The sequence below is a fragment of the Microbacterium plantarum genome (assembly GCF_035231185.1).
GTDB classification, from domain to species: domain Bacteria; phylum Actinomycetota; class Actinomycetes; order Actinomycetales; family Microbacteriaceae; genus Microbacterium; species Microbacterium plantarum.
Map to the genome: position 1 here is coordinate 1,204,271 of NZ_CP141117.1, position 24,237 is coordinate 1,228,507.

Annotated in this window: 28 protein-coding genes; 13 read left to right on the forward strand and 15 right to left on the reverse strand. The window is 69.2% G+C overall.

Features of this window, described 5'->3' with window-relative positions:
• Window positions 1-159 precede the first annotated feature (159 nt).
• A complete protein-coding gene (locus tag VC184_RS05705; protein WP_323987521.1) occupies window positions 160-636 on the reverse strand; it encodes a dinucleotide-utilizing enzyme in 477 nt (158 codons plus the stop codon).
• Window positions 637-715: 79 nt separating this feature from the next.
• Window positions 716-1,684: a COX15/CtaA family protein gene (locus VC184_RS05710; RefSeq protein ID WP_282502396.1), complete on the reverse strand. Its 969-nt coding sequence runs from the start codon at window positions 1,682-1,684 to the stop codon at window positions 716-718.
• Window positions 1,685-1,929: 245 nt separating this feature from the next.
• Between VC184_RS05710 and sufB the strand changes: the two genes are divergently transcribed.
• From sufB to VC184_RS05740, 6 genes are all read left to right on the forward strand, one after another.
• On the forward strand, window positions 1,930-3,348 hold the full coding sequence (gene sufB / locus VC184_RS05715) for a Fe-S cluster assembly protein SufB (RefSeq protein ID WP_023951442.1): 1,419 nt from the start codon (window positions 1,930-1,932) through the stop codon (window positions 3,346-3,348).
• 1 nt (window position 3,349) lies between these two features.
• Complete coding sequence (gene sufD / locus VC184_RS05720; protein WP_112614046.1) at window positions 3,350-4,534, forward strand: Fe-S cluster assembly protein SufD; 1,185 nt, start codon at window positions 3,350-3,352, stop codon at window positions 4,532-4,534.
• Complete coding sequence (locus tag VC184_RS05725; protein WP_112614048.1) at window positions 4,531-4,860, forward strand: non-heme iron oxygenase ferredoxin subunit; 330 nt, start codon at window positions 4,531-4,533, stop codon at window positions 4,858-4,860. Before sufD ends, VC184_RS05725 begins: the two co-directional genes overlap by 4 nt.
• Before the next feature lie 15 nt (window positions 4,861-4,875).
• Complete coding sequence (gene sufC / locus VC184_RS05730; RefSeq protein WP_112614050.1) at window positions 4,876-5,646, forward strand: Fe-S cluster assembly ATPase SufC; 771 nt, start codon at window positions 4,876-4,878, stop codon at window positions 5,644-5,646.
• Between the two features lie 9 nt (window positions 5,647-5,655).
• A complete protein-coding gene (locus tag VC184_RS05735; protein ID WP_323987522.1) occupies window positions 5,656-5,985 on the forward strand; it encodes a metal-sulfur cluster assembly factor in 330 nt (109 codons plus the stop codon).
• A 109-nt stretch (window positions 5,986-6,094) separates the two neighbouring features.
• Window positions 6,095-7,273: a MalY/PatB family protein gene (locus VC184_RS05740; protein ID WP_323987523.1), complete on the forward strand. Its 1,179-nt coding sequence runs from the start codon at window positions 6,095-6,097 to the stop codon at window positions 7,271-7,273.
• 24 nt (window positions 7,274-7,297) lie between these two features.
• Here the strand turns inward: VC184_RS05740 and VC184_RS05745 are convergent, their stop codons facing one another.
• From VC184_RS05745 to VC184_RS05765, 5 genes are read right to left on the reverse strand one after another with little or no spacing between them, the layout of a single operon-like run.
• Entirely contained in the window at window positions 7,298-8,203 is a 906-nt protein-coding gene (locus VC184_RS05745; RefSeq protein ID WP_323987524.1) for a siderophore-interacting protein, read from the reverse strand.
• On the reverse strand, window positions 8,200-9,021 hold the full coding sequence (locus VC184_RS05750; RefSeq protein WP_274177663.1) for an ABC transporter ATP-binding protein: 822 nt from the start codon (window positions 9,019-9,021) through the stop codon (window positions 8,200-8,202). The genes VC184_RS05745 and VC184_RS05750 overlap by 4 nt, the downstream gene beginning before the upstream one ends.
• Entirely contained in the window at window positions 9,018-10,064 is a 1,047-nt protein-coding gene (locus VC184_RS05755) for a FecCD family ABC transporter permease (protein WP_323987525.1), read from the reverse strand. Before VC184_RS05755 ends, VC184_RS05750 begins: the two co-directional genes overlap by 4 nt.
• On the reverse strand, window positions 10,061-11,098 hold the full coding sequence (locus tag VC184_RS05760; RefSeq protein ID WP_323987526.1) for a FecCD family ABC transporter permease: 1,038 nt from the start codon (window positions 11,096-11,098) through the stop codon (window positions 10,061-10,063). The genes VC184_RS05755 and VC184_RS05760 overlap by 4 nt, the downstream gene beginning before the upstream one ends.
• Before the next feature lie 40 nt (window positions 11,099-11,138).
• On the reverse strand, window positions 11,139-12,179 hold the full coding sequence (locus tag VC184_RS05765) for an iron-siderophore ABC transporter substrate-binding protein (protein WP_323987527.1): 1,041 nt from the start codon (window positions 12,177-12,179) through the stop codon (window positions 11,139-11,141).
• A gap of 185 nt (window positions 12,180-12,364) precedes the next feature.
• Here VC184_RS05765 and abc-f point away from each other — a divergent pair, with 185 nt between their 5' ends.
• Window positions 12,365-13,963: a ribosomal protection-like ABC-F family protein gene (gene abc-f / locus VC184_RS05770; RefSeq protein ID WP_112614064.1), complete on the forward strand. Its 1,599-nt coding sequence runs from the start codon at window positions 12,365-12,367 to the stop codon at window positions 13,961-13,963.
• A gap of 53 nt (window positions 13,964-14,016) precedes the next feature.
• Here abc-f and VC184_RS05775 read toward each other — a convergent pair whose 3' ends face one another.
• From VC184_RS05775 to VC184_RS05790, 4 genes are read right to left on the reverse strand one after another with little or no spacing between them, the layout of a single operon-like run.
• A complete protein-coding gene (locus tag VC184_RS05775) occupies window positions 14,017-14,943 on the reverse strand; it encodes an SURF1 family cytochrome oxidase biogenesis protein (protein WP_323987528.1) in 927 nt (308 codons plus the stop codon).
• Complete coding sequence (locus VC184_RS05780) at window positions 14,940-15,155, reverse strand: hypothetical protein (RefSeq protein WP_112614068.1); 216 nt, start codon at window positions 15,153-15,155, stop codon at window positions 14,940-14,942. The genes VC184_RS05775 and VC184_RS05780 overlap by 4 nt, the downstream gene beginning before the upstream one ends.
• Window positions 15,152-15,502, reverse strand: a complete 351-nt coding sequence (locus tag VC184_RS05785; RefSeq protein WP_114587870.1) for a DUF3099 domain-containing protein — start codon at window positions 15,500-15,502, stop codon at window positions 15,152-15,154. The genes VC184_RS05780 and VC184_RS05785 overlap by 4 nt, the downstream gene beginning before the upstream one ends.
• A gap of 42 nt (window positions 15,503-15,544) precedes the next feature.
• The gene (locus VC184_RS05790) at window positions 15,545-15,994 is read right to left on the reverse strand and encodes a DUF4190 domain-containing protein (protein ID WP_240309659.1); all 450 of its coding nucleotides are present in this window, start codon (window positions 15,992-15,994) and stop codon (window positions 15,545-15,547) included.
• Window positions 15,995-16,097: 103 nt separating this feature from the next.
• Here VC184_RS05790 and VC184_RS05795 point away from each other — a divergent pair, with 103 nt between their 5' ends.
• A complete protein-coding gene (locus tag VC184_RS05795) occupies window positions 16,098-16,808 on the forward strand; it encodes a beta-ketoacyl-ACP reductase (protein ID WP_064956815.1) in 711 nt (236 codons plus the stop codon).
• Window positions 16,809-16,822: 14 nt separating this feature from the next.
• Here VC184_RS05795 and VC184_RS05800 read toward each other — a convergent pair whose 3' ends face one another.
• From VC184_RS05800 to glgC, 3 genes are read right to left on the reverse strand one after another with little or no spacing between them, the layout of a single operon-like run.
• Window positions 16,823-17,512, reverse strand: coding sequence for an alpha/beta fold hydrolase (locus VC184_RS05800; RefSeq protein ID WP_274177666.1), 690 nt, complete (start codon window positions 17,510-17,512; stop codon window positions 16,823-16,825).
• A 43-nt stretch (window positions 17,513-17,555) separates the two neighbouring features.
• Window positions 17,556-18,191 carry a phosphoserine phosphatase SerB gene (gene serB, locus VC184_RS05805; protein WP_274177667.1) on the reverse strand — a complete coding sequence of 212 codons (636 nt, stop codon included), beginning with the start codon at window positions 18,189-18,191 and terminating at the stop codon, window positions 17,556-17,558.
• Between the two features lie 26 nt (window positions 18,192-18,217).
• Window positions 18,218-19,462, reverse strand: a complete 1,245-nt coding sequence (gene glgC, locus VC184_RS05810; protein WP_112614076.1) for a glucose-1-phosphate adenylyltransferase — start codon at window positions 19,460-19,462, stop codon at window positions 18,218-18,220.
• Between the two features lie 47 nt (window positions 19,463-19,509).
• Here glgC and glgA point away from each other — a divergent pair, with 47 nt between their 5' ends.
• From glgA to VC184_RS05825, 3 genes are all read left to right on the forward strand, one after another.
• Complete coding sequence (gene glgA, locus VC184_RS05815) at window positions 19,510-20,703, forward strand: glycogen synthase (protein ID WP_274177668.1); 1,194 nt, start codon at window positions 19,510-19,512, stop codon at window positions 20,701-20,703.
• Window positions 20,704-20,712: 9 nt separating this feature from the next.
• Entirely contained in the window at window positions 20,713-21,498 is a 786-nt protein-coding gene (locus VC184_RS05820; protein ID WP_112614080.1) for an ABC transporter ATP-binding protein, read from the forward strand.
• A gap of 84 nt (window positions 21,499-21,582) precedes the next feature.
• On the forward strand, window positions 21,583-21,834 hold the full coding sequence (locus VC184_RS05825; protein ID WP_018186539.1) for a type B 50S ribosomal protein L31: 252 nt from the start codon (window positions 21,583-21,585) through the stop codon (window positions 21,832-21,834).
• A gap of 75 nt (window positions 21,835-21,909) precedes the next feature.
• Here the strand turns inward: VC184_RS05825 and VC184_RS05830 are convergent, their stop codons facing one another.
• Window positions 21,910-22,596, reverse strand: coding sequence for a trimeric intracellular cation channel family protein (locus VC184_RS05830; protein ID WP_112614082.1), 687 nt, complete (start codon window positions 22,594-22,596; stop codon window positions 21,910-21,912).
• A gap of 36 nt (window positions 22,597-22,632) precedes the next feature.
• Between VC184_RS05830 and recO the strand changes: the two genes are divergently transcribed.
• A complete protein-coding gene (recO, locus tag VC184_RS05835; RefSeq protein ID WP_323987529.1) occupies window positions 22,633-23,361 on the forward strand; it encodes a DNA repair protein RecO in 729 nt (242 codons plus the stop codon).
• Between the two features lie 42 nt (window positions 23,362-23,403).
• On the forward strand, window positions 23,404-24,207 hold the full coding sequence (locus VC184_RS05840; RefSeq protein ID WP_323987530.1) for an isoprenyl transferase: 804 nt from the start codon (window positions 23,404-23,406) through the stop codon (window positions 24,205-24,207).
• Window positions 24,208-24,237: the final 30 nt, after the last annotated feature.

Below are 24,237 nucleotides of genomic sequence, written 5' to 3' on the forward strand. Positions count from 1 at the left end.
CAGGGGCGCCCCCTCAGCGCATGGGTGGGGGCGCGAGGCTGCCAGGTGAACCCGGTCGGGGTCGACCCGAGTGCTGGCGCGCGCAGAACGGCCGCCCTCCTCACCCGGGAAGCCCGAGTGCCGCGGAGGACGGCCGTTCTGAGGGTGTGGCGGCGCGGGTCAGCGCTGCTGCGGGTCGTTGGACGGCGACTCCAGGGTCGAGGTCGTGGCCGGGTCGGGCGCCGTCGTGTCTGCGGCCGAAACCCCGGTCGTCTCGGTCGAGACCGCCGGCTCCGAGGCCGCGCGCTCCGAGACCACGGGCTCCGAGATGACATGCTCCGAGGCGGGCACAGCTGCATGCCGATCCTGCTCTCCGGCGGTGCGGCGCGGCTCCCGCGGGAAGACCGAGCTCAGCGCCGCGGTGGCGAGGGCCAGAGCCAGACCGACGACGCCGGCGCCGAGGAGGATGCCGCCGAACACGCCCCAGATCTGGCCGACGTAGACGTCGACACCCGTGGCGGTGTTGTCGAGAATGGTCGCCTCCATGTGGCTGAGCTTCTCGACCAGGACGTAGGTGCCACCGCCGATCGCGGCAACCGATCCGGCAACGAGGATCCAGAACGGGATGCTGCGGACGATGCGGGGGTGAACGCTCATGGTGCTCCTTCGTGTCGCGACCGCTGTCGGCGGCCTCGAACACTCTGGGGGATCGACCTCTGCGTGCCCCTTCCGAAGCCTATGAGGCTTCTGTGTGCGCGACCTCTCGTTCGGTCGCGGGCGCCACGCTCGACAGCGGAGCCTTCAGCGACATCACGACGGCGACCATCGCGGCTACGAGGGCCACGGCGAGCACCATGTGGATGTTCACGAGCGCGATCGGCAGGCCCGTGCGCGCCTGCCACAGGCCGACCGCGATCTGCAGCAGCTCGATGCCGAGCAAGAGGCCCGTCCAGCGCTGCAAGCCGGTCGTGCGGGGGAGCCGGATGGCGCCCGACACGAGGACGAGCGTCAGCACGAGGGTGATGTATGCGGGCCAGCTGTGCACGTGCTGCCAGAAGATCGGGTCGAGGCCGTTGCGGGCGGCGGCGTCGTCACCGGCGTGGGGCCCCGCTCCGGTGAGGAGGATGCCGACGACGACCGTCACGGTCACCGCGAGCGTCGTCACGTGCGTGGTGATGGCGTACGCCCGCGGCACGATCCGCGCGCGCGGGCCGGGCGTCGCATAGACGCGCACGAGGAACGCCGTCGCCAGCGCGACAAGCGCCGCCGAGATGAGGTAGTGGAGCCCGACGATGCTCGGGTGGAGGTGAAGCCAGACCGTGATGCCGCCCACGACGGCCTGCACGATGATCCCGAGGCCGACCAGGAAGCTCAGGACGGGCAGCTCGCGTCGCGTCGCGCGAAGGCGGACGACGGAGAGGAAAGCGAGCAGGGCGACGATGACGAGCACGCCGGTGAGGGTGCGGTTGCCGAATTCGATGAGACCGTGGATGCCCATCTCGGGCGTCGGGGTGAGCGATCCCTCCGTGCAGTACGGCCACGTCTCGCACCCCATGCCCGATCCGGTGAGCCGGACGAGGCCGCCGGTGCCGACGATGCCGATGTTCGTGATGACGAGCAGCCATCCCATGATGCGCGTCCATCGCGTGATGGCGGTCGGCATGATCGTCGCGACGAGTCCGGGGCGGGTTCGGACCAGTGACATCGGACTCCTCCGGGGGCGCTCGATTCGCGCCTCGTACGTTCCGGGCAGGCCCGCGGATGGGGGCGTTGCCTGTAGAATCGGGTGTGTTCGGGATGGCGGCGCGTGTGCACGTCGTCCCTCATAGTCTAGGCGCGGCATCCGCGTCCATCAGGCCCGCGAATCGGCATCCCCGTCCACGTGACTCCCGTCGGAGTCGGGAATGCCGGGACGGATGACACCGTTGCGGTGCGAAGAGGAGGAAAGTCATGTCGGATGTGCTGATCGACCGACCGGAACTCGAAGGCCTGGGGGTGTACGAGTTCGGCTGGCACGACACGGATGCCGCGGGCGCTGTCGCGCAACGCGGCATCAACGAGGACGTGGTCCGCGGGATCTCGGCCCTCAAGAACGAGCCGGAGTGGATGCTGAAGACGCGTCTGAAGGGCTATCAGCTGTTCGGCCGCAAGCCGATGCCCACGTGGGGTGCTGACCTCAGCGACATCGACTTCGACAACATCAAGTACTTCGTGCGCTCGACCGAGAAGCAGGCGCAGTCGTGGGAGGACCTCCCCGAGGAGATCCGCGAGACGTACGAGAAGCTCGGCATCCCCGAGGCCGAGCGGCAGCGTCTCGTCGCCGGCGTTGCCGCCCAGTACGAGTCCGAGGTCGTCTACCACCAGATCCGCGAGGACCTCGAGGCGCAGGGCGTCATCTTCATGGACACCGACACGGCCCTGCGGGAGCACCCGGAGTTCTTCGAGGAGTACTTCGGCACCGTCATCCCCGCGGGCGACAACAAGTTCGCTGCCCTGAACACCGCCGTGTGGTCGGGCGGCTCGTTCGTCTACGTCCCCAAGGGCGTCCACGTCGAGATCCCGCTGCAGGCCTACTTCCGGATCAACACCGAGAACATGGGGCAGTTCGAGCGGACGCTGATCATCGCCGATGAGGACAGCTACGTCCACTACATCGAGGGATGCACCGCGCCGATCTACAAGAGCGACTCGCTGCACTCGGCGGTCGTGGAGATCATCGTGAAGAAGAACGCCCGCGTTCGCTACACGACGATCCAGAACTGGTCGAACAACGTGTACAACCTCGTCACCAAGCGCGCCGTCGCCCACGAAGGCGCGACGATGGAGTGGGTCGACGGCAACATCGGCTCCAAGGTGACGATGAAGTACCCGTCGATCTACCTCATGGGCGAGCACGCGAAGGGCGAGACCCTGTCGGTCGCCTTCGCCGGTCCCGGTCAGCATCAGGACGCCGGCGCCAAGATGATCCACATGGCGCCCTACACCCAGTCGTCGATCGTCTCGAAGTCGATCGCGCGCGGCGGCGGCCGAGCCGGCTACCGCGGAGAGGTCCGGGTCGACGCGAACGCGCATCACTCGGCCAACACCGTGCGCTGCGACGCCCTGCTCGTCGACACCATCTCGCGGTCCGACACGTACCCCGCGATCGACATCCGCGTCGACGACGTCCAGCTCGGGCACGAGGCCACCGTGTCGAAGGTGTCCGAGGAGCAGCTGTTCTACCTCATGAGCCGCGGTATGCCCGAGGACGAGGCGATGGCCATGATCGTGCGCGGCTTCATCGAGCCGATCGCGCGCGAGCTCCCGATGGAATACGCCCTCGAACTCAACAAGCTCATCGAGATGGGCATGGAAGGCAGCGTCGGCTGATATGACCAGCGTCACCCAGGCCCCCGCCACCGGCGAGAAGGGCCACATCGACCCTGCAGCGGCATTCGTGCCCGTCCAGACGCGTTCCGAGCGGCCGTCGTCGTACGACCCGGCCGATTTCGGCGCCCCGACGGGCCGCGAGGTCAACTGGAAGCACACCCCCATCGACCGGTTGGCCCCGCTGCTGGTCGACGAGGCCGGCCCGACCGGCGTCGTCTCGGTCGAGGTGAGCGCGCCCGCCGAGGTCGAGCAGGCCCGGCTCCGCGTCGGCGACGCGCCCCGCGGCGAGGTCTTCCGTCCCGAGGACCTGCCGAGCGCCATCGCGTGGTCGCAAGAGGCCGAGGCGCCGCTGCTGCGGATCCCCGCAGGCGTCGAGCTGAATGAGCCGGTCGTGGTCAGCCTCCGCGGCAACGGCGGCCTGGCCCACGCGCACGTCGTGATCGAAGCCATGCCGAACGCGCGGGGCACCGTCATCCTCCGCCACGAGGGGACCGCCGCCCACGCGCAGAACGTCGAGATCATCGCTCGCGACGGCTCGGCCCTCACGGTCGTGTCGCTGCAGCGCTGGGACGACGACGCTGTCCACGCCGCGGCGCACCAGGCCCGCGTCGACCGGGACGCCTCGCTCACCCACGTCGTGGTGAGCCTCGGTGGCGCGGTGGTCCGCGTGAACCCGTCGCTCGAACTCGCCGGTTCCGGGGCCGAGGGGCGGATGTACGGTCTGTCGTTCGCCGACTCGGGGCAGCACCTCGAGAGCCAGGTGTACCTCCACCACAAGGGCCCCCAGACCGTCGGCGACGTCCTGTACAAGGGTGCGCTGCAGGGCGAGAGTGCTCACAGCGTCTGGATCGGCGACGTGCTGATCGGCCCCGACGCCGTGGGCACCGACTCCTACGAGGCGAACCGCAACCTCGTCCTCACCGATGGCGCGCGTGCCGACTCGATCCCGAACCTCGAGATCGAGACCGGCGACATCCAGGGCGCGGGTCACGCGAGCGCGACCGGCCGGTTCGACGACCAGCAGCTGTTCTACCTGCAGGCGCGCGGCATCCCCGAGGCCGAGGCGCGCCGCCTGGTCGTGCTCGGATTCCTCGCCGAGATCGTCCAGAAGATGGGCGTGGACGAGCTTGCGGACGAGCTGCTGCAGGCCATCGAGGCCGAGCTCGCAGCCGGAGCCGGCGCGTGACCGCGCAGAAGGTCCTGAAGCTCAGCGAGCTGGAGCAGGACACGGCGGTGCGCGTCGTCATCGACAAGGTCCCCATGGCCGTCGTCCTCGACGCCAACGGCGAGGTGCACGCGATCGGCGACACCTGCACCCACGGCGACATCTCGCTCGCCGAGGGCTTCGTGGAGGGCGACACGCTGGAGTGCTGGGCGCACGGCTCGGCATTCTCGCTGCGCACCGGCCAGCCCCTGAATCTTCCGGCCTACGAGCCGGTCCCCGTTTACGAGGTCACGATCGACGGGGATGACATCCTCATCGACCCCGCCGTGACCCGCGATGTGAAGTGAAGTAAGGAACCCGACATGTCTGTTCTCGAGATCCGCGACCTGCACGTGACGGTCGAGACCGAGGCGGGGGCCACCCCGATCCTCAACGGTGTCACCCTCACGGTGCGCACGGGCGAGACCCACGCGATCATGGGGCCCAACGGCTCCGGAAAGTCGACGCTCGCTTACGCGATCGCCGGACACCCCAAGTACACCGTGACCGGCGGCTCGATCTCGCTCGACGGCGAGGACGTCCTCGAGATGTCCGTCGACGAGCGCGCCCGCGCGGGCCTCTTCCTCGCGATGCAGTACCCGGTCGAGGTGCCCGGCATCACGGTCACCAACTTCCTCCGCACGGCCAAGACGGCCGTCGCGGGCGAGGCTCCGGCGATCCGCTCGTGGACCAAGGATGTCAAGCAGGCGATGGCCAACCTGCGCATGGACCCGAAGTTCGCGCAGCGCAACGTCAACGAAGGGTTCTCGGGCGGCGAGAAGAAGCGCCACGAGATCCTCCAGCTCGAGCTGCTCAAGCCGAAGATCGCGGTGCTCGATGAGACCGACTCCGGCCTCGACGTCGACGCGCTCAAGATCGTCTCGGAAGGTGTGAACCGCGCGAAGGCCGACACCGACCTGGGCGTGCTGCTGATCACGCACTACACCCGCATCCTGCGCTACATCCAGCCGCAGTTCGTCCATGTCATGGTCAAGGGACGGATCGTCGAGGAGGGCGGCCCCGAGCTCGCCGACCGACTCGAGGAAGAGGGCTACGACCGCTTCCTCGACGCCGACACCCCCGTCGACGCGTAAGATCGTTACATGACCGCAACACTCGCGCCCGAGAAGTACGACGAGGTCAACGAGGCTCTCAAGGACGTCATGGATCCCGAGCTGGGGATCAATGTCGTCGACCTGGGCCTCATCTACGACCTCGCGTGGGACGACGAGAACGACGCTCTCATCATCCACATGACGCTGACCTCGGCGGGCTGCCCGCTGACGGACGTGCTGGAGGAGCAGACGGCTCAGGCTCTCGACAACGTCGTGGACCGTTTCCGCATCAACTGGGTGTGGATGCCGCCGTGGGGCCCCGAGCGCATCACGGACGATGGCCGCGACATGATGCGCGCCCTCGGTTTCGCGATCTGACGACTTCCGCAGACAAGCCCCCGTGGCCGCCGGACGGCGGAGACGGGGGCTTTCGTCATGCGGCGACACCTGCCGGCGGCGCGCCCGGACCCGCGACTAGGCTCGCGGAATGAGCATCCAGCCCCTCGACGCCCTCCCGCTCGAGACGCTGCGGCGACGGTCGAGCACGAAATGGCGATCGTACCCGCACGACGTCATCCCGATGTTCGTCGCGGAGACCGATTTCGCGCTCGCGGAGCCCATCACGCAGGCTCTGCGCGACGCGGTGGAGATCGGCGACACCGGTTATACGCCTCCGCAGCCCGGTATCGCGGAGGCGTTCGTCGGGTTCGCCCAGCGGCGATGGGGATGGACGGTCGACCCGAGCCGGGTCCGCTGGACCGGGGACGTCATGATGGGCGTCGTCGAGCTCCTGCGCGCCACGGTCTCGCCGGGCGATCGCGTCGTCGTCAACCCTCCGGTGTATCCGCCGTTCTTCGACACGGTGGCCGAGGCGGGCGCCATCGTCGAAGAGGTGCCCCTCGTCGACACCGGCACGGCCTGGGAGCTCGACCTCGACGGCATCGAGCGAGCCCTCGCCGGGGGCGCGCGGGCCGTTCTGCTCTGCAATCCGCACAACCCCACGGGAACCGTGCACTCGCTGGAATCGCTCCGTGCGCTCGCGACCCTCGCCCACCGGTACGGCGCCGTCGTGATCAGCGACGAGATCCACGGTCCCCTCGCGGCAGCCGACGTCGTCTTCACCCCGTTCCTCACAGCATCGCCGGAAGCCGCCGCCGTCGGCTTCGCGGTCACGAGCGCGTCGAAGGCCTACAACCTCGCTGGACTGAAATGCGCCGTGCTCGTGACGGCATCCGAGACGAACGCTGACGTCGTTCGGGGACTGCCCTGGGAGGTGGAGTGGCGCACGGGGCTCTTCGGCGCGCTCGCAGCGATCGCCGCCTTCTCGCCGGAATCCGATGCCTGGCTCGACGGCCTGCTCGCGCGCCTCGATGTCAACCGGCGGCTGTTGGGCGAGCTGCTGACCGAGCACCTTCCGCTGGCGCGCTTTCGCATCCCCGACGCGGGATTCCTCGCGTGGATCGACGTGTCGGCGTACGGCTGGGGCGATGATCCAGCCGACCCGATCCGAGAAGGTTCCCGTGTCGCCCTCCACCACGGCCCGTTCTTCGGTACGGAGGGCATCGGGCACGTGCGCCTGAACTTCGGCTGTGGGCCCGAGGTACTGCGAGACGCCGTCAGCCGTGTCGGTGCGTTCGCGCGTCAGACGGTGCTCACCCGCGGCTGAATCGGTGGCGCCGCACGCGCGTCGTCAGTTCTCGGAGCGCCCGAGACGCCAGTAGCCCATGAAGGCGACGGCTCGGCGGTCGACCCCGACGGTGCCGACCAGGTGGCGTCGCAGCGTCTTGATCGCGGATGCCTCTCCCGCGAGCCAGGCGTACAGCGGCGCGCGTTTCAGGGCGGCGCCGCCCTTCGCCGTACGCGGCACCTCCCACAGGATGTCGGCGTCGATGTCGATCTCCTCCACCTCGGCGCCGATGCCCGCGGGGGCGAGGCGCGCAGCGGTGTCTTCCACCGCCGGGATCAGATGCGCGTGACGTTCGCCGTCATCACTGCGCGCGGCGATGTGACGCTCGAACCCGGGGTGGTGGGGGAGGTAGTCGATATCAGCCGCCGTGGGGACCTCGAGCACCACGGTGCCGCGAGCGTCGAGCGGCAACTGCTCCAGGATCGTCGCGATCGCAGGCGCTGCTGTCTCGTCGCCGGCGAGCAGGATTGCGTCGGTATCCGCCGGCGGAACAAAATCGATCCCGTAGCTCACTCCGACGTGCGTGGTCGTCGGCGCCAGGATGAGCACTTCGTCGCCGACGCGTGCGTTCGCGATCCATGCCGACGCCGGCCCGAGGACGTCGTGGGCGACCATGTCGATGTCGACTTCTTGCACGGTGGGGCGGACGGCGCGCGTCGTGTACGTCCGCATCACGGGGCGGGCGTCGGGGGAGAGCGCGCGCCACCCCTCGTACCAGTCGGGGCCCGTGGGCATCGTGTCGATCGACGCGGTGTCTGTGGGGAAGAGGATCTTCACCCGCTGGTCAAAGCCCGGATCACCGTACTCGGCCAGGTCGTCGCCGCGGAAGGTGAACCGGCGGAAGCTGGGGGTCAGGTCGGTGATCGCCGCGACGGATACGCGGAAGAAGTCGAGCGCGGGACGAGTCATGGTTTTCCAATCAGCTCTGCAGGCACGTGGTGACGGCCGATCGGCAGCACGAGCGGCCGCCCCGTGAGCGGGTCGGGGATGACGCGACTGTCGAGCCCGAAGACCGCGCGCACGGTCTCGGCCGTCAAGACCTCGGTGGGATCTCCGGCACCGTAGAGGCGTCCGCCGGCCATGGCGACGAGGTGGTCGGCGTACCGCGCCGCGAGGTTCAGGTCGTGCAGGACCATCACGATCGTCGTGCCGCGGCTGCGGTTGAGGTCGGTGAGAAGGTCCAGGACGTCGATCTGGTGGCTCACATCGAGGAACGTCGTGGGCTCGTCGAGCAGGAGCACATCGGTCTGCTGCGCCAGGGCCATCGCTATCCAGACGCGCTGACGCTGGCCGCCCGACAGCTCGTCGACGGAGCGATCGGCGATGGCGGCGGTGTCGGTGGCGTCGAGGGCCCGGGCCACTGCCTCGTCGTCCGTGCGCGTCCACCGCGCCAGGGGCCCGTGGTGCGGGGTTCGTCCGCGGCTCACGAGGTCGGAGACCGAGATGCCTTCCGGCGCGATCGGCGACTGCGGCAGCAGACCCAGATCGCGGGCCACCTGTTTCGTGGGCAGCCGGTGGATGTCTTTGCCGTCGAGCAGCACACTGCCGGTGCGGGGGGTGAGCAGGCGTGCCATCGACTTCAGCAGCGTCGACTTGCCGCACGCGTTGGCGCCGACGATCGCGGTGACGCGGCCCCCGGGTACGACGAGGTCGAGCTCGTCGACGATGATGCGGTCGCCGTAGCCGAGGCGCACGCCGCGTGCTTCGAGTGAGCGGTCCGCGGTCATAGTGAGCCTCCTGAGCGGCTGCTGCGGATGAGCAGGAAGATGAGATAGGGGGCGCCCAGCACCCCGGTGACGACTCCGACGGGCAGACGGATTCCGAGCAGGTACTGCGCCGTGAGGTCGGCGACGAGGACGAGCAGCGACCCGAAGAGTCCGGCGGCCAAGACGGGGGAGCCGACGGGCCCGAGCATCCGTGCGGCGATCGGGCCGGAGAGGAATGCGACGAACGAGATCGGGCCGGCGGCGGCGGTCGCGAAGGCGAGGAGCGCAACCGCGGCGATGATCAGCAGGACGCGACGGCGTTCGACGGGAACGCCGAGTGCTGCCGCGGTGTCGTCGCCGAGTCGCATGAGTTCGAGATCGCGGGTCAGCCAGAGCAGGGCCGGGACGACCACGACCATCGTGAGGGCCAGGGGGATGGCCTGGTCCCAGGAGGCGCCGTTGAGGTTGCCCGTGATCCACCGCATCGCCGCCTGCAGGTCCCACTCCGCCGCGCGCGAGAGCACGTAGGACACGACGCTGTTGAAGATCGCCGCGACGCCGATTCCGATGAGGATGAAGCGAGCCCCGGCCCCGCCGTCCTTGAAAGCGAGCAGGTAGATCATCAGCGCCGTCACGAGGGCGGCGACGGTGGCGAGCAGGGAGATGCCGGTCTCGCTGAGCGAGAGGAAGACGATGCCGACCACGGCGGCCGCGCTCGCACCCGCGTTGACGCCGATGATGTCGGGGCTGGCGAGCGGATTGCGCAGCATCGTCTGGAACACCGCGCCGCCCATGCCGAAGCACAGGCCGGTGAGGAGAGCGACGGTGGCTCGGGGCAGTCGCAGCTCGCCGACGGTGAACGAAGCGCCGGGGACGGTCTGGCCGGTGATGACGCCCCACACCTCGGCGGGAGTGTAGAAGGTCTGACCGACCATGAGCGAGACCGCGTACATGACCACGACGGCCGTCAGCAGGGAGCCGAGGACGATGCGTCGGCGCCAGGCGCGGCGGGCGCGGCCGGAGACGACGATGTCGACCGTCGTGCGGTGAGCGGCGGCGGTCACAGCGCGCGCATCTTCTGTCGGCGGACGATCGCGATGAAGAAAGGAGCGCCGATGAGCGCGGTCACGATCCCGACCTCGACTTCCTGAGGCCGGGCGATCACACGGCCGACGACGTCGGCGACGATCAGAAGGCCCCCGCCGACGAGAGCTGAGACGGGCAGGAGCCACCGATGGTCCGGACCGACGAGCAGGCGGCAGATGTGGGGCACGATCAGCCCGACGAAGCCGATGGGGCCGGCGACGGCGGTCGCCGCGCCGCACAGGATGACGGCGCCGAGCGCGGCGATCAGACGTACCGCGCGCACACGCTCGCCCAGGCCCGCGGCGAGCTCGTCGCCGAGCGCGAGGGAGTTGAGTGCGGCACTGGCCGCGAGACAGATCACCATGCCGACGGCGAGGAAGGGGAGCACGAGCAGGATCTTCTCGACGGTGGCACCGCCGACGCCGCCGATCTGCCAGAACCGGAAGACACTCATGACGTCGATGCGGGGGAGGAGGATGGCGCTGATCAGGGAGCTGAAGGCGACTGCTGTGGCGGCTCCGGCGAGGGCGAGCTTGAGGGGGCTCGCGCCGCCCCGGCCCAGCGAGCCGATCGTGTAGACGAAGACCGCCGCGATCGCCGCGCCGAGCATCGCGAGCCAGATGTAGCCGAACGCGCCGGTGACGCCGAAGAACGCGAGCCCGATGACGACCGCGAGCGACGCACCGCCGTTGATGCCCAGAATCTGCGGGTCGGCGAGGGGGTTGCGCGTGACTCCCTGCATCACGGCGCCCGATACGGCGAGGGCGGCTCCGACGACGAGAGCGAGCACGGTGCGCGGAACACGCTTGGTGACCGCGGCCGCGGAGGTGCTCTCGATGCTTCCGCTGAGCCCGGCGACGATGTCGTCGAAAGTGACCGCTCGCGTTCCGAAGGTCACCGAGACGATGCCGGCCGCGAGGACGAGCAGTGCGAGAACGATGAGCCAGACGACCCGCCGCCGCCGGGAGCGGCGCCGCGGGGGCGCGCTCACGGCGGCGGGGGCCGTCGGCACGGTCGTAACGCTCACGGCATCCGACGAGGATCGACTGCGGTCACGAGGTCGCCTTCGCGGCCGCCGCGCCGATCATGTCGACGTACGTCGACGTCAGAGGGTCGGTGATCGAGAGGGGGCTGGGGTTGGCCGCCGCGGCGAGCGGGTCGTTCGCCGCGGGCAGCACGACCACGGCTCCCGAGGCGACGGCGGGGATCCGCGACAGCAGCGGATCGGCCTGCATGGCGGCCAGCGTGGAATCGTCGCCGTAGGTCACGAGCACCTGGAGGTCGGAGAACCGCTCGATCTCCTCCGTGCTGTTGGTGATCCAGAACTGGTCGGTGCCCTGGGACTGCTCAGTAACGGTCGCGGCCGGCGTGAGCCCCAGGTCTTCGAGGAAGAGGGGCCGCGGGTCGGCGGTCGAGTAGAAGCCGATCTGGCTGAGGTCGGTCGCGTCGAAGGAGCTGAAGAGCGTCGTCTTGCCGGCGATGTCGGGGTAGGCGCCCGTCAGCTCGTCCAGGTGCGCCGTGAGGTCGTCGACGAGCGCCTCCGCCTCGTCCTTGAGGCCGAGCGCCGTACCGTTCATGACGGTGAGCTCCTGCCAGCTGGTGCCCCACGCGATGTCAGGGTACGCGACGACCGGCGCGATCTTGGTCAGGGTGTCGTAGTCGTCCTGCGTCAGACCCGAGTAGGCCGCGAGGATGACGTCGGGCTGCGTGTCCGCGACGGCTTCGAAGTCGATGCCCTCGGCCTCGTCGAAGAGCACGGGAGTCTCGCCGCCGAGCTCGTCGAGCTTGTCCTCCACCCAGGGGAGGATCCCGTCGCCGTCATCGTCGCCCCAGGTGACGGCGGGCATGCCGACCGGGACGACCCCCAGGGCGAGCGCGGCCTCCTGGTTTCCCCAAGAGACGGTCGCAACGCGCGTCGGCTTGCTCTCGATCGTGGTCTGACCGAACGCGTGGTCGATCGTGACGGGGAAGGCGTCGGACGATGCGTCACCGGAGGCGGCGGGTGCCGAGTCGGGAGCGGCGGTCGAACCGCAGCCGGCGAGGAGCAGCGTGGCTGCGATCAGGGCTGCGGCGGCTGTGCGGATGCGGGGCACAGGGTCCTCCAAGAGGAGAGGTGAGTAAGGGCAGGCTTACTTTACGTCCGCCATGCCGATCCCGCCAATCCGCTGCAGTCGCCCTGAAGGTCAGGGGACCCGCGGAGCGGGAGCGCAGACACCGAGTAGGATGAGAGGCTGGCCGTTCGGCCGACCTCCCTGTTCCTGACGATTGGACGTTCGCTGTGCTCGCCGTGCACGACCTCGAAATCCGCGTGGGCGCGCGCACGCTGATGGCGGACGTGTCCTTCCGCGTCTCCGACGGCGACAAGATCGGACTCGTCGGGCGCAACGGCGCGGGCAAGACCACTCTCACCAAGGTGCTCGCCGGTGACCTCTTGCCGAGTGACGGCAAGGTCGAACGTTCGGGCGAGCTCGGCTACCTCCCGCAGGACCCCCGATCGGGTGACCCGGAGATGCTCGCACGCACGCGCATCCTCGACGCGCGCGGCCTCGGCACGATCGCGGTGGAGATGCAGAGCGCGTCGCTCGAGATGGGTTCCGAAGACGAAGCCGTGGCGGGAAAAGCCATGCGCCGTTACGGCAACCTCATGGAGCGTTTCGAGGCGCTCGGCGGCTATGCAGCCGAGGCCGAAGCGGCATCCATCGCCCACAACCTGTCGCTGCCGGATCGGATCCTCGACCAGCCGCTGAAGACCCTGTCCGGTGGGCAGCGGCGACGCATCGAACTCGCCCGCATCCTGTTCTCGGACGCGCAGACGATGATCCTCGACGAGCCCACGAACCACCTCGACGCAGACAGCGTGGTCTGGCTGCGCGAGTTCCTCAAGGGATACAAGGGCGGACTGATCGTCATCAGCCACGATGTGGAGCTGGTCGGCGAGACCGTCAACCGCGTCTTCTACCTCGACGCCATGCGCCAGGTCATCGACGTCTACAACATGAACTGGAAGAACTACCTGCGCCAGCGGGTCGCCGACGAGGAGCGCCGCAAGAAGGAGCGTGCGAACGCCGAGAAGAAGGCCACCGCACTGCAGCAGCAGGCGGCCCGGTTCGGTGCGAAGGCGAGCAAGGCCGCCGCGGCGCACCAGATGGTGGCACGCGCTGAGAAGCTGCTCTCCGGTCTCGACGAGGTGCGCCAGGAGGACCGCGTCGCGAAGCTGCGCTTCCCCAAGCCCGCCCCGTGCGGCAAGACGCCGCTGATGGCGTCAGGGCTGTCCAAGTCCTACGGGTCGCTCGAGATCTTCACCGACGTCGATCTCGCGATCGACCGCGGCTCGAAGGTGGTCGTGCTGGGGCTCAACGGTGCCGGCAAGACGACGCTGCTGCGCATCCTCGCGGGCGTCGATCAGCCCGATACCGGAGTGCTGGAGCCGGGGCATGGGCTTCGTATCGGCTACTACGCGCAGGAGCACGAGAACCTCGATGTGGCGCGGTCCGTGCTGCAGAACATGATGTCCGCGGCGCCGGACATCACCGAGACCGAGGCGCGCAAGGTGCTCGGGTCGTTCCTGTTCACCGGAGACGACGTGCTCAAGCCCGCGGGTGTGCTCTCCGGCGGAGAGAAGACACGGCTCTCGCTCGCGACCCTCGTCGTCTCGTCGGCGAACATGCTGTTGCTCGACGAGCCGACGAACAACCTCGACCCCGCCTCACGCGACGAGATCCTCGGTGCGCTCGCGCACTACGAGGGCGCTGTCGTGCTGGTGTCGCATGACGAGGGCGCGGTGGAGGCCCTCAACCCCGAGCGAGTGCTGATCCTGCCCGACGGCGTCGAGGACATCTGGGGACGCGACTACCTCGAGCTCATCACCCTGGCCTGACCTGACCTGACCTGACCTGGCCTGGCCGGGCCTGAGCCGACCGGGCCGCGCGATCAGCTGCGCGACGAGTCGAGGATCGCGTCCTCGTCCTCCATGTCGCGGTCGCGCTTGGTGTCGCGACGGCGACGCAGGCTGGGCGGGACGACCGACGACTCGTGCGGACCGGATGCCGTGACGGCAGGCGCCGGTGATTCCTCGGAGACCGGGGCGGTGAGCGCGGCGGCGGCTGCGGCATCCTCTTCGTCTTCACGCCGGTGACGGCGCTCGGTGCGGATCATGTACCAGATGAAGACGAAGCCCATGATCGCGAACAGGATCCACTGGATCGCATACGACAGGTGCGGTCCCGGATCCTCGGACGGGCTCGGCATGGCTCCGAGGCTGTCGGCGGGGGCGGGGTCCTCGGAGACGAGGAGCCCGTACGCCGACGTCACGACATCGCCGGCGAGGCCCGCTTCTCCGGCGACGAGGTCGACGTTGATCGTCGGGACCTGGCCGTCGGGCGCCGAGCGCCCCGAGGTGGGGGCGGCTTCGGCGGGCTTCAGCCGGGCCACCACCGTCACCGTGCCCGAGGGCGGTGCGGCTATCGCGGCCGGCACGGGGCTGTCGGACGCCGGTGGAACCCAGCCGCGATCGACGACGAAGATGCGACCGTCCGTCGTCTCGAACGGCACGAGGACCTCGAAGGCCGATGTGCCCCCGTGCGGGCGGTTGCGAACGAGCACCTGATCGTCGGCGCGGTACTGGCCGATCAGCTCCACGGGGTGCCACTCGTCCGCCGGGTCGAGCTCCGCGCCTGACGGCAGGATGTCGGACAGCGGCGCGGGGTCGGCGTCGTAGTTCCGCTCGACGAGCTCGAGCTGAGCGCTGCGCTCTTCGTTGCGCGTGAACTGCCAGTTCGACAGGTAGGCGCAGGCGATCGCGAAAGCCACGGCGACGGCGACATAGCCCGTCCAGCGCACAGCGGTCTTGCCTCTCACGACCCACCTGCTTCGCTGTTGTCGACGACGAGACGCTCCACGCTCACGGGGAAGTCGCGTGCGGCGACGAACTCTCTCAGGTATGCGACGTGGTCGTCGCAGGCCACCCAGATCTTCCGCCGGTCGGCGGTATGGATGCGGGGATTGCGCCAGATGACCCGCCACCGTGCCGACGCGCGGCATCCGGCGCGGGAGCACTCGATGTCGTTCACTCCGGCCGCGACTCCCGGATCTCGATCACGGTCGGCTTCGCGGGTTCCTGCGGCTTGCTCGGCGACTCCTCCGGGCGCTCGGGCAGCGCCGCGAGGGGTGAGACGGCCGCGGGTTCGCGCACGTCGTCGCCGACGTTCGCGATGACCACCGCGAAGTAGGGGAGGAAGATCGCACCGACCGCGAGGGCGGCCGTGTGCCAGCCGTAGGGGGCGATGACGACCATGAGGACGAAGCACACCACGCGCACCGCCATCATGATGAAGTACTTCGTCATGCGACGGTTCGAGTCGTCGTGCGGGGCTCGCGGGAGCGAGGTCGCCGACGGTGTGGCGGTCTGATGCTTCACGGTGCATCAAGGATACGCCCGCGGTGAGTGGTGCGGCCGGGCTCAGAAGCTCGACGAGTAACTGGTGTAGCTGTCCTGCTCGATGGCCCAGCCGATGAACGACGCGACGATGATGATGCCGACGATCGCGAGAGCGAGGCCCGCATAGCCGACGATGAGGCCGGCCAACGCCATTCCTCGCCCGTTCTCGTTGGTCCGCTTGATCTGCGACAGCGAGATGTGGCCCATGATCACACCGGCGACCGACCCGATGACCGGGAGCAGCCAGATGAAGCCCACGATCGAGGCGATCATCGACACGATCGCGAGCGTGTTCGTCTTCTGCGGCTGGTAACCGCCGTGGCCGTACGCCGGGGGCGGATACCCCGCCGGCTGGTACGCCTGCTGCTGGGGCGGGGTGGCGTACGGCGGCGCCGGGGGCGGGACCGGCGCGCCGGAGGCGGGCTGTCCGGGCGCGGGGTACGGCTGCTGCGGCTGGGGCTGGTCGCTCACATCTGCTCCTCGTCGACGTCGGGCCGCCAGCTTATCGGTCGTCAGCCTCGCGCACGCTCCCGCTAGGCTTGCGGGGTTCCCGCCGCAGACACAGGAGAGTCGCATGTCCACGTCCCGAGTCGTTCTCGTCACCGGAGGAAACCGCGGCATCGGCCGCGCGATCGCGGAGCGTTTCATCGCCGACGGTCACCGCGTCGCTGTGACGGCACGGTCGGGCGAAGGCCCCGAGGGTGCGCTGACGGTTCGTGCCGACGTGACGGATGCGGCATCCATCGACGCAGCGTTCACCCAGGTGGAGAGTGAACTCGGTCCCGTGGAGGTCGTGGTCGCGAACGCCGGGATCACGAAGGACACGCTTCTGCTGCGTATGACGGAGGACGACTTCGACTCCGTCGTCGCGACGAACCTCGGTGGCGCCTTCCGTGTCGTCAAGCGCGCCTCGAAGGGCATGCTGCGGGCGAAGTGGGGCCGCGTCATCCTCATCTCGAGCGTCGTCGGGCTGTTCGGTTCGGCGGGGCAGATCAACTACTCCTCGTCGAAGGCCGCGCTCGTCGGCTTCGCCCGTTCGCTCACCCGAGAGCTCGGCGCGCGCGGCATCACCGCGAACGTCGTCGCGCCGGGGTTCATCGAGACCGACATGACGGCGGCTCTTCCCGAGGAAACACAGGCCGAGTACAAGCGCAGCATTCCGGCGGGTCGTTACGGCTCGTCTGCCGAGGTGGCCGGGGCTGTGGCCTGGCTCGCCTCGGATGACGCGGCGTACATCTCCGGCGCTGTCATCCCGGTCGACGGCGGCCTCGGAATGGGACACTGACGCGCCGTCGAGCGTCACATGAGCGCGGCGACGATCTCGCGCCCGAGGCGGTCGGGCTGCGAGAACTGCGGCCAGTGACCTGAACCGAGCTCGACGACCGTGACGTCGTCGAGAGCGTCGAACTCCTCGAGGAACGGCGGCCACGCCGTCAGCATCTCGCGGACTCCCGGTTCGTCGGCCGAGCCCGACAGGACAGTCACCGGGATGCCGTGTCGGCGGGCGTCGCGCAGCTCGACGGCGTCGGTCGGCACCGCGGCCGGAACCGGGTGCGTGCGAGCCGCCCACCGGGCACGCGTGCCGTCGTCGAGGTCGGCGACATCCGGTTCGTCGAAGAACTCCCAACCGGGGAACGGCACGACGCCGTCGACGACCGGGAACGCCGAGATCTCGGCGCCGGGCGCGGGCGGAAGAGTGTCGACGAGGACGACCCGCGCGATGCGATCGGGGCGCCGGTCAGCGGCCGCCCACGCGACGTTCCCGCCACCGCTGTGCCCTACGAGAGCGAGCTGGCCGGGGAGGTCGTCGATACGGGCGACCACCGCGTCGACCCAGTCGCGGAGCGTCGTCGAGGGCGCTCCGGCGGTGTCACCGACACCGGGCATCGTGAGGGCGTGCGGGTGGTGTCCGGCATCGTGGAGGGCGGGGACGACATCGTCCCAGGACGAGGCGTCGAGCCAGAGGCCCGGGATGACGATCACGTGCATGACCCGACCGTAGCGCTCGGCCCGGACACGCGACAGCCTCGTCTCAGGGGAGGAGCGGGATGACCTCTCGCAGGTCGACCGGGCCGACCACGACGTCCGCCTGGCGGCGCACCGCGGGCTTGGCGTTGAACGCGACGCCGAGGCCGGCAGCCGCCATCATCCGCAGGTCGTTCGCCCCGTCGCCGATGGCGATCGTCCGGGTGAGAGGGACCTCGTGACCATCCGCCCATTCGCGCAGGGACGCCGCTTTGGCCTCCGCGTCGACGATGGTGCCCGCGACCGTGCCGTCCAGCGTCGCGCCGTCGGTGCCGAGCCGATTGGCGCGCCACAGGTCGACCGCCAGCCCGGGAGCGATGTGATCGAGCACCTCGTGGAAGCCCCCGGAGACGACAGCGGCAGCGCCGCCGCGCTCGTGGATGGCGGCGATGAGCTCAGCCGCGCCCGGCGTCGGCTCGACGCGCGACCGCACCCGCTCGAAGGCCGTGAGCGGCACTCCCGCGAGCTGTGCGACGCGTGAGCGCAGGCTCGACGCGAAGTCGACCTCCCCGCGCATCGCCGCCTCCGTCGCGGCGGCGACCTCCGCGCCGCGTCCTGCTTCGTCGGCGATGAGCTCGATGACCTCGTTGCGCAGGAGGGTCGAGTCGGCATCGAAGACGACGAGGAAACGCGCGTGGGGCATGACCACCACGCTAGCGGGAACGCGCGTCAGCGCTCGACGCGCGCGTTCTTGCCGACGACGGTGATGCCGGTGTCGGTCACCGTGAAACCGCGGGCGAGATCGCGCTCACGGTCGACGCCCACCGTGGCACCGTCTTCGAGCACGACGTTCTTGTCGAGGATCGCCCGGTGCACACGCGCCCCCGCGCCGACGCTGACGTAGTCGAACAGCACCGAGTCGGTTATGGTCGCGCCGCCCCCGGAGAGTGTCCACGGGCCGACGACGCTGCGCTCGAGATGGGTCCCCGACAGCACGGAGCCGAGCGAGACGATCGAGTCGATCGCATTGCCCATGCGTCCCACGCTGTCGCGGACGAACTTCGCCGGCGGCGAGTTGACGGCTTGGGAGTGGATCTGCCAGTCGGTGTTGTACAGGTTGAAGATCGGCAGCGTCGAGATGAGGTCCATGTGGGCGTCGAAGAACGACTCGATGGTGCCGACGTCGCGCCAGTAGTTGCGATCCCGCGGGGTCGAGCCGGGCACGTCGTTCCGCTTGAAGTCGTAGACGGCCGCCTCGCCTCGGTTCACGAAGTAGGGGATGATGTCGCCGCCCATGTCGTGGTTCGACGTCGGCAGCTCGCCGTCGGCCTCGACCGCCTCGATGAGGGCGTCGGTGTCGAAGATGTAGTTGCCCATCGAGGCCAGCACCTCGTGCGGCGAGTCGGGCAGCCCGGCGGGGCTCTGCGGCTTCTCGAGGAACTCCCGGATGCGGGTCTCGTCAGCGGGGTCGACGTCGATGACCCCGAACTGGTTGGCGAGCCCGATGGGCTGGCGGATGCCGGCGACTGTCGCGCGGGCGCCGGAGGCGATGTGCGCGTCGAGCATCTGACGGAAGTCCATGCGGTACACGTGGTCGGCGCCGATCACGACGACGATGTCGGGCTTCTCATCGTTGATGAGGTTCAGGGACTGGAGGATCGCGTCGGCCGAGCCGGAGAACCACCGCTTTCCCAGACGCTGCTGTGCGGGAACGGAAGCCACATAGGAGTCCAGCAGGGCCGACATGCGCCACGTCTGCGACACGTGGCGGTCGAGGCTGTGCGACTTGTACTGGGTCAGCACGACGACCTGGCGCAGGCCCGAGTTGATCAGGTTGGAGATCGCGAAATCGATCAGGCGGTACTGGCCGCCGAACGGGACGGCGGGCTTGGCGCGGTCTGCCGTCAACGGCATCAGGCGCTTTCCCTCGCCGCCGGCGAGAACGATTCCGAAGACCTTGGGCGCTGCTGGCATGGCACCACACTAGGCCCGCCGAACGCTCCTGTACTAGCGTTCGAGACATGCGTGTAGACATCGTCTCGAAGGAGTATCCTCCCGCGATCTATGGGGGAGCGGGGGTGCACGTCACCGAGCTCGTCCGCGCCCTGCGCGCGTCGATGGAGGTGCAGGTGCGCGCCTTCGGGGCCGACCGGGAGGAGCCCGACACCACGTCCTATGCCACCCCGGTCGGACTCCTCGGCGCGAACGGCGCGCTGCAGACGCTCGGCACCGACCTCGAGATCGTGGGGGATGTCGCCGGCGCGGACGTCGTGCACAGCCACACCTGGTACGCCAACTTCGCGGGTCACCTCGCCTCGCTCCTGCACGGCATCCCGCACGTCGTCACAGCGCACTCGCTCGAGCCGCTGCGTCCCTGGAAGGCCGAGCAGCTCGGCGGCGGCTACGCCGTGTCGAGCTACATCGAGAAGACGGCCTACGAGAACGCGGCCGCGATCATCGCCGTGAGCGACGGCATGCGCCGCGACATCCTGCGCAGCTATCCGGATCTCGATCCCGAGAAGGTCTCGGTGATCTACAACGGCATCGACGTCGAGTCGTGGCGTCCCGTCGACGATCCCGCGGTCCTCGAGCGCCACGGCATCGATCCCGCACGCCCCTCGGTGGTCTTCGTCGGCCGCATCACGCGGCAGAAGGGGCTGCCCTACTTCCTGCGCGCGGCTCGTCTCCTGCCCGCCGACGTCCAGGTCGTCCTCTGCGCGGGCGCGCCCGACACGGCCGAGATCATGGCCGAGGTGCAGGGGCTCGTGCGCGAGCTGCAGGCCGAGCGCTCGGGTGTCGTCTGGATCGAGGAGTTCCTTCAGCGCGACGAGCTCTGTGCGATCCTCACCGCCGCGACGACGTTCGTCTGCCCGTCGGTCTACGAGCCGCTCGGCATCGTCAACCTCGAGGCGATGGCGTGCGGCGCCGCCGTCGTCGGTACTGCGACCGGCGGCATCCCGGAGGTCGTCGTCGACGGCGTGACCGGGCGCCTCGTTCCCATCGAGCAGTCGGACGACGGCACCGGGACGCCGCTCGATCCCGACAGGTTCGTCGCCGATCTGGCGGCCACCTTGACCGAGGTCGTCTCGGATCCCGAGACGGCGCGAAGCTACGGCGCCGCGGGCCGCGAGCGTGCCGCAGACTCGTTCAGCTGGGCCGCGATCGCGGACGAGACCGCCGCGTTGTACGCGAGAGTGGCGGGGCTCGGCCGCTAGGCTGAACCCATGCCGCAGGTCCTGGAGTTCTCCGACGTCGTCGTCCGCCGAAACGCCCGGAACATCATCGACCGGGTCGACTGGTCGGTTTCCGATGATCAGCGCTGGGTGGTGCTCGGCCCCAACGGCGCGGGCAAGACGACAGTGCTCCAGCTGGCGGCGAGCCTGCTCCACCCCACCTCGGGGACCGTCGAGATCCTGGGCGAGCGCCTGGGGCGCACCGACGTGTTCGAGCTCCGCCCGCGCATCGGGTTCGCCTCGTCGGCGATGGCCCGCCGCATCCCGGCTGAGGAGACCGTACTCGACGTGGTCCTCACCGCCGCCTACGCGGTGACCGGGCGCTGGCGCGAGGACTACGAGGACATCGATGAGCGGCGCGCCATGCGGGTGCTCGCAGAATGGAAGCTCGACGGTCTGGCCGAGCGCACCTTCGGCACCCTCTCGGACGGTGAGCAGAAGCGCGTCCAGATCGCCCGCGCCGTCATGACCGACCCCGAGCTCCTGCTTCTGGACGAGCCGACGGCGAGCCTCGACCTCGGCGCTCGCGAGGAGCTGCTCGCTCTCCTGGGCGGTTATGCCCAGGCCCCGACCACGCCCGCGATGATCATGGTGACTCACCACGTCGAGGAGATCCCGGTCGGGTTCACGCACGTGCTCCTCCTTCGCGAGGGTGGAGTGGTCGCTGCCGGTCCGCTGGCCGAGACGCTCACCGCGGAGAACCTCACCGAGACGTTCGGGCTCTCCATCACGCTCACCGAGGAGGGCGGTCGCTACGCGGCTCGGGCGGCATCCTGAACCTGGTAGGATCGCTCTTTGGTGCAGACGCATCGCAGACTTCCCTCGCCCTGGCAAAATCCAGGGCACCACGTAAGGAATCCCATGAAGACTGACATCCACCCCGAGTACCGCGCCGTCGTGTTCCGCGACCTGGGCTCCGGCGAGACCTTCCTGACCCGTTCGACGGTCTCGAGCGACAAGACGATCGAGCTGGACGGTGAGACCTACCCCGTCATCGACGTCGAGATCTCGTCCGCCTCGCACCCGTTCTACACGGGCAAGCAGCGCATCATGGACTCGGCCGGTCGCGTCGAGAAGTTCAACCAGCGCTTCAAGAACTTCGGCTCCAAGTAAGTCGTTCTTCGATCAAGGCCCCGCTTCGGCGGGGCCTTCGTCGTTCTCGGCGGTGTGCTGTGCCCGCTCACGCGATCACGGCTTGACGATCGGGATCGACGCCGTCTCGGCGGCGACCTTGCGGCGGTGCAGGGCGCGTTGCTCGGGCAGGGAGATGTCGAACACGACGGCGAGCAGACGGATGACGGTGGTCACAGCGATGCCGACGATGGCCGCCGCCACGATCGGGGCTCCGAGCGCCGATGCGCCGGCGAGCACCGCACACCCCACCGCTGCCGCGACGGCGTAGAGGGAGCCGACGTGCATGATGGCGACGGGAAGCCCGAGGATGACGTCGCGCAACATGCTGCCGCCGACCGCCGCGCACGAGCCGATGAAGATCGCCGGGACGATCGGAAGTCCCAGCACGAGGGCCTTGCTGGTTCCGAATGCGCCGAACAAGCCGATGACGACGGCGTCGAGGCCGATGATGACGGCGTTGAGCCGTCGGAAGACGTTCGACAGGAGCATTCCCACGAGGGCTGCCGAGGTAGCGGTGATGAGGTACCAGTTGCTCTGCAGCGTGACCGGCTGGACGCCGAGGAGCAGATCGCGGATGAGGCCGCCGCCCATCCCGATCAGGATCCCGATGATGACCACGCCGAGAGGGTCGAGCCGCTGCTTGCCCACGAACCCCGAGGCGAACAGAGCGCCCTGCACCCCGCCGAGGCCGACAGCGGTCAGATCCGCCCAGAGCGGGATCACGAACTGAGACTGCGTCACGGAACCATTGTCGTCGGTCGGCGCGATAATTGGAGGGTGCCCACCTACCGCGACGAGGTCGTGATCCTCCGCACCCACAAGCTGGGTGAAGCGGATCGCATCGTCACGATGCTCAGCCGTCGGCACGGCAAGCTCCGTGGCGTCGCCAAGGGAGTACGTCGCACGTCGTCGCGCTTCGGGGCGCGCCTCGAGCCGTTCATGGTCGCCGACGTGCAGATGTACAAGGGACGGTCGCTCGACATCGTGCAGCAGGCCGAGTCGCTCGGGTCGTACGGGGCCGACATCGCGACCGACTACGACCGGTACACGTCGGCGTCGGCGATGGTCGAGGCCGCCGACCGTCTGAACGAGGCCGAGACGACGCCGCAGCAGTACCTGCTGCTCGTGGGCGGCCTCCGCGCGCTCGCGCGTGGCGAGCACGACAGTCGCGCTGTGCTCGACTCCTACCTCCTTCGCGCCATGGCGCTCTCGGGGTGGGCGCCCTCGCTCGACGCCTGTGCCCGCTGCGGTCGTACCGGGCCGCACGACGGGTTCGTCGCGCCCCTCGGGGGCTCGGTCTGCGATGCCTGCGCTCCGGCGGGATCGGCCCGCATCGCACCGGAGACCGGCGCCCGGCTCCGCGCCCTCATCGCCGGCGAATGGGAAATCGTTGACGCGGGCAGCCCCGGCACCGCCAACGCGGCATCGGGGCTGATCGCCGCGTATGCCCAGTGGCATCTCGAGCGCGGCATCCGGTCACTCGGACACATCGGCGCGGCGCGCTGACCACGGTGATGGCGGGCAGCTCGAACGCCTAGGCTCGAACCGATGAGTCCCAAGCCGTACACGCACCGCGACGCGGTTCCCTATCGCCCCCTCGACTGGACCGGGGTGTACCCGCCGGCGTTCCCGCGAGGCGGCGTCCCGAACCACGTCGCGATCGTCATGGACGGCAACGGACGATGGGCCAACCGCCGCGGACTCACCCGCATCGAGGGGCACCGCGCGGGCGAAGAGGTGCTGCTCGACGTCGTCGCCGGCGCCGTCCAGGCCGGCGTCAAGCACCTGAGCGTCTACGCGTTCTCGACCGAGAACTGGTCGCGGTCGCCTGATGAGGTGCGCTTCCTCATGGGCTACAACCGTGACGTCCTCCACCGTCGTCGTGATCAGCTCAATGAGTGGGGCGTGCGTGTGCGGTGGTCTGGGCGCAAGCCGCGCCTGTGGGGCTCGGTCATCTCCGAGTTGCAGTACGCCGAGCAGCTCACCCGCGACAACGACGTCCTCACGCTCACGATGTGCGTCAACTACGGCGGCCGGCACGAGATCATCGATGCGATGCGGGCGATGGGGGAGCAGATCGCCGCGGGGCGGATGAAGCCCTCCGCCATCACGGAGAAGGCCCTGCGCCGGCACCTCTATGTGCCCGACATGCCCGACGTCGACCTGTTCATCCGTTCGAGCGGAGAGCAGCGGACCTCGAACTTCCTCCTGTGGGAGGCGGCCTACGCCGAGATGGTGTTCCTCGACACGCTCTGGCCCGACTTCTCTCGTTCCGACCTGTGGGGTGCGATCCAGCTGTATCTCTCGCGCGACCGCCGGTTCGGCGGCGCTGTCGACGCTCCCACCGCGTGATGCGCTAACGGGAATAGCTCGCGCGCGCCG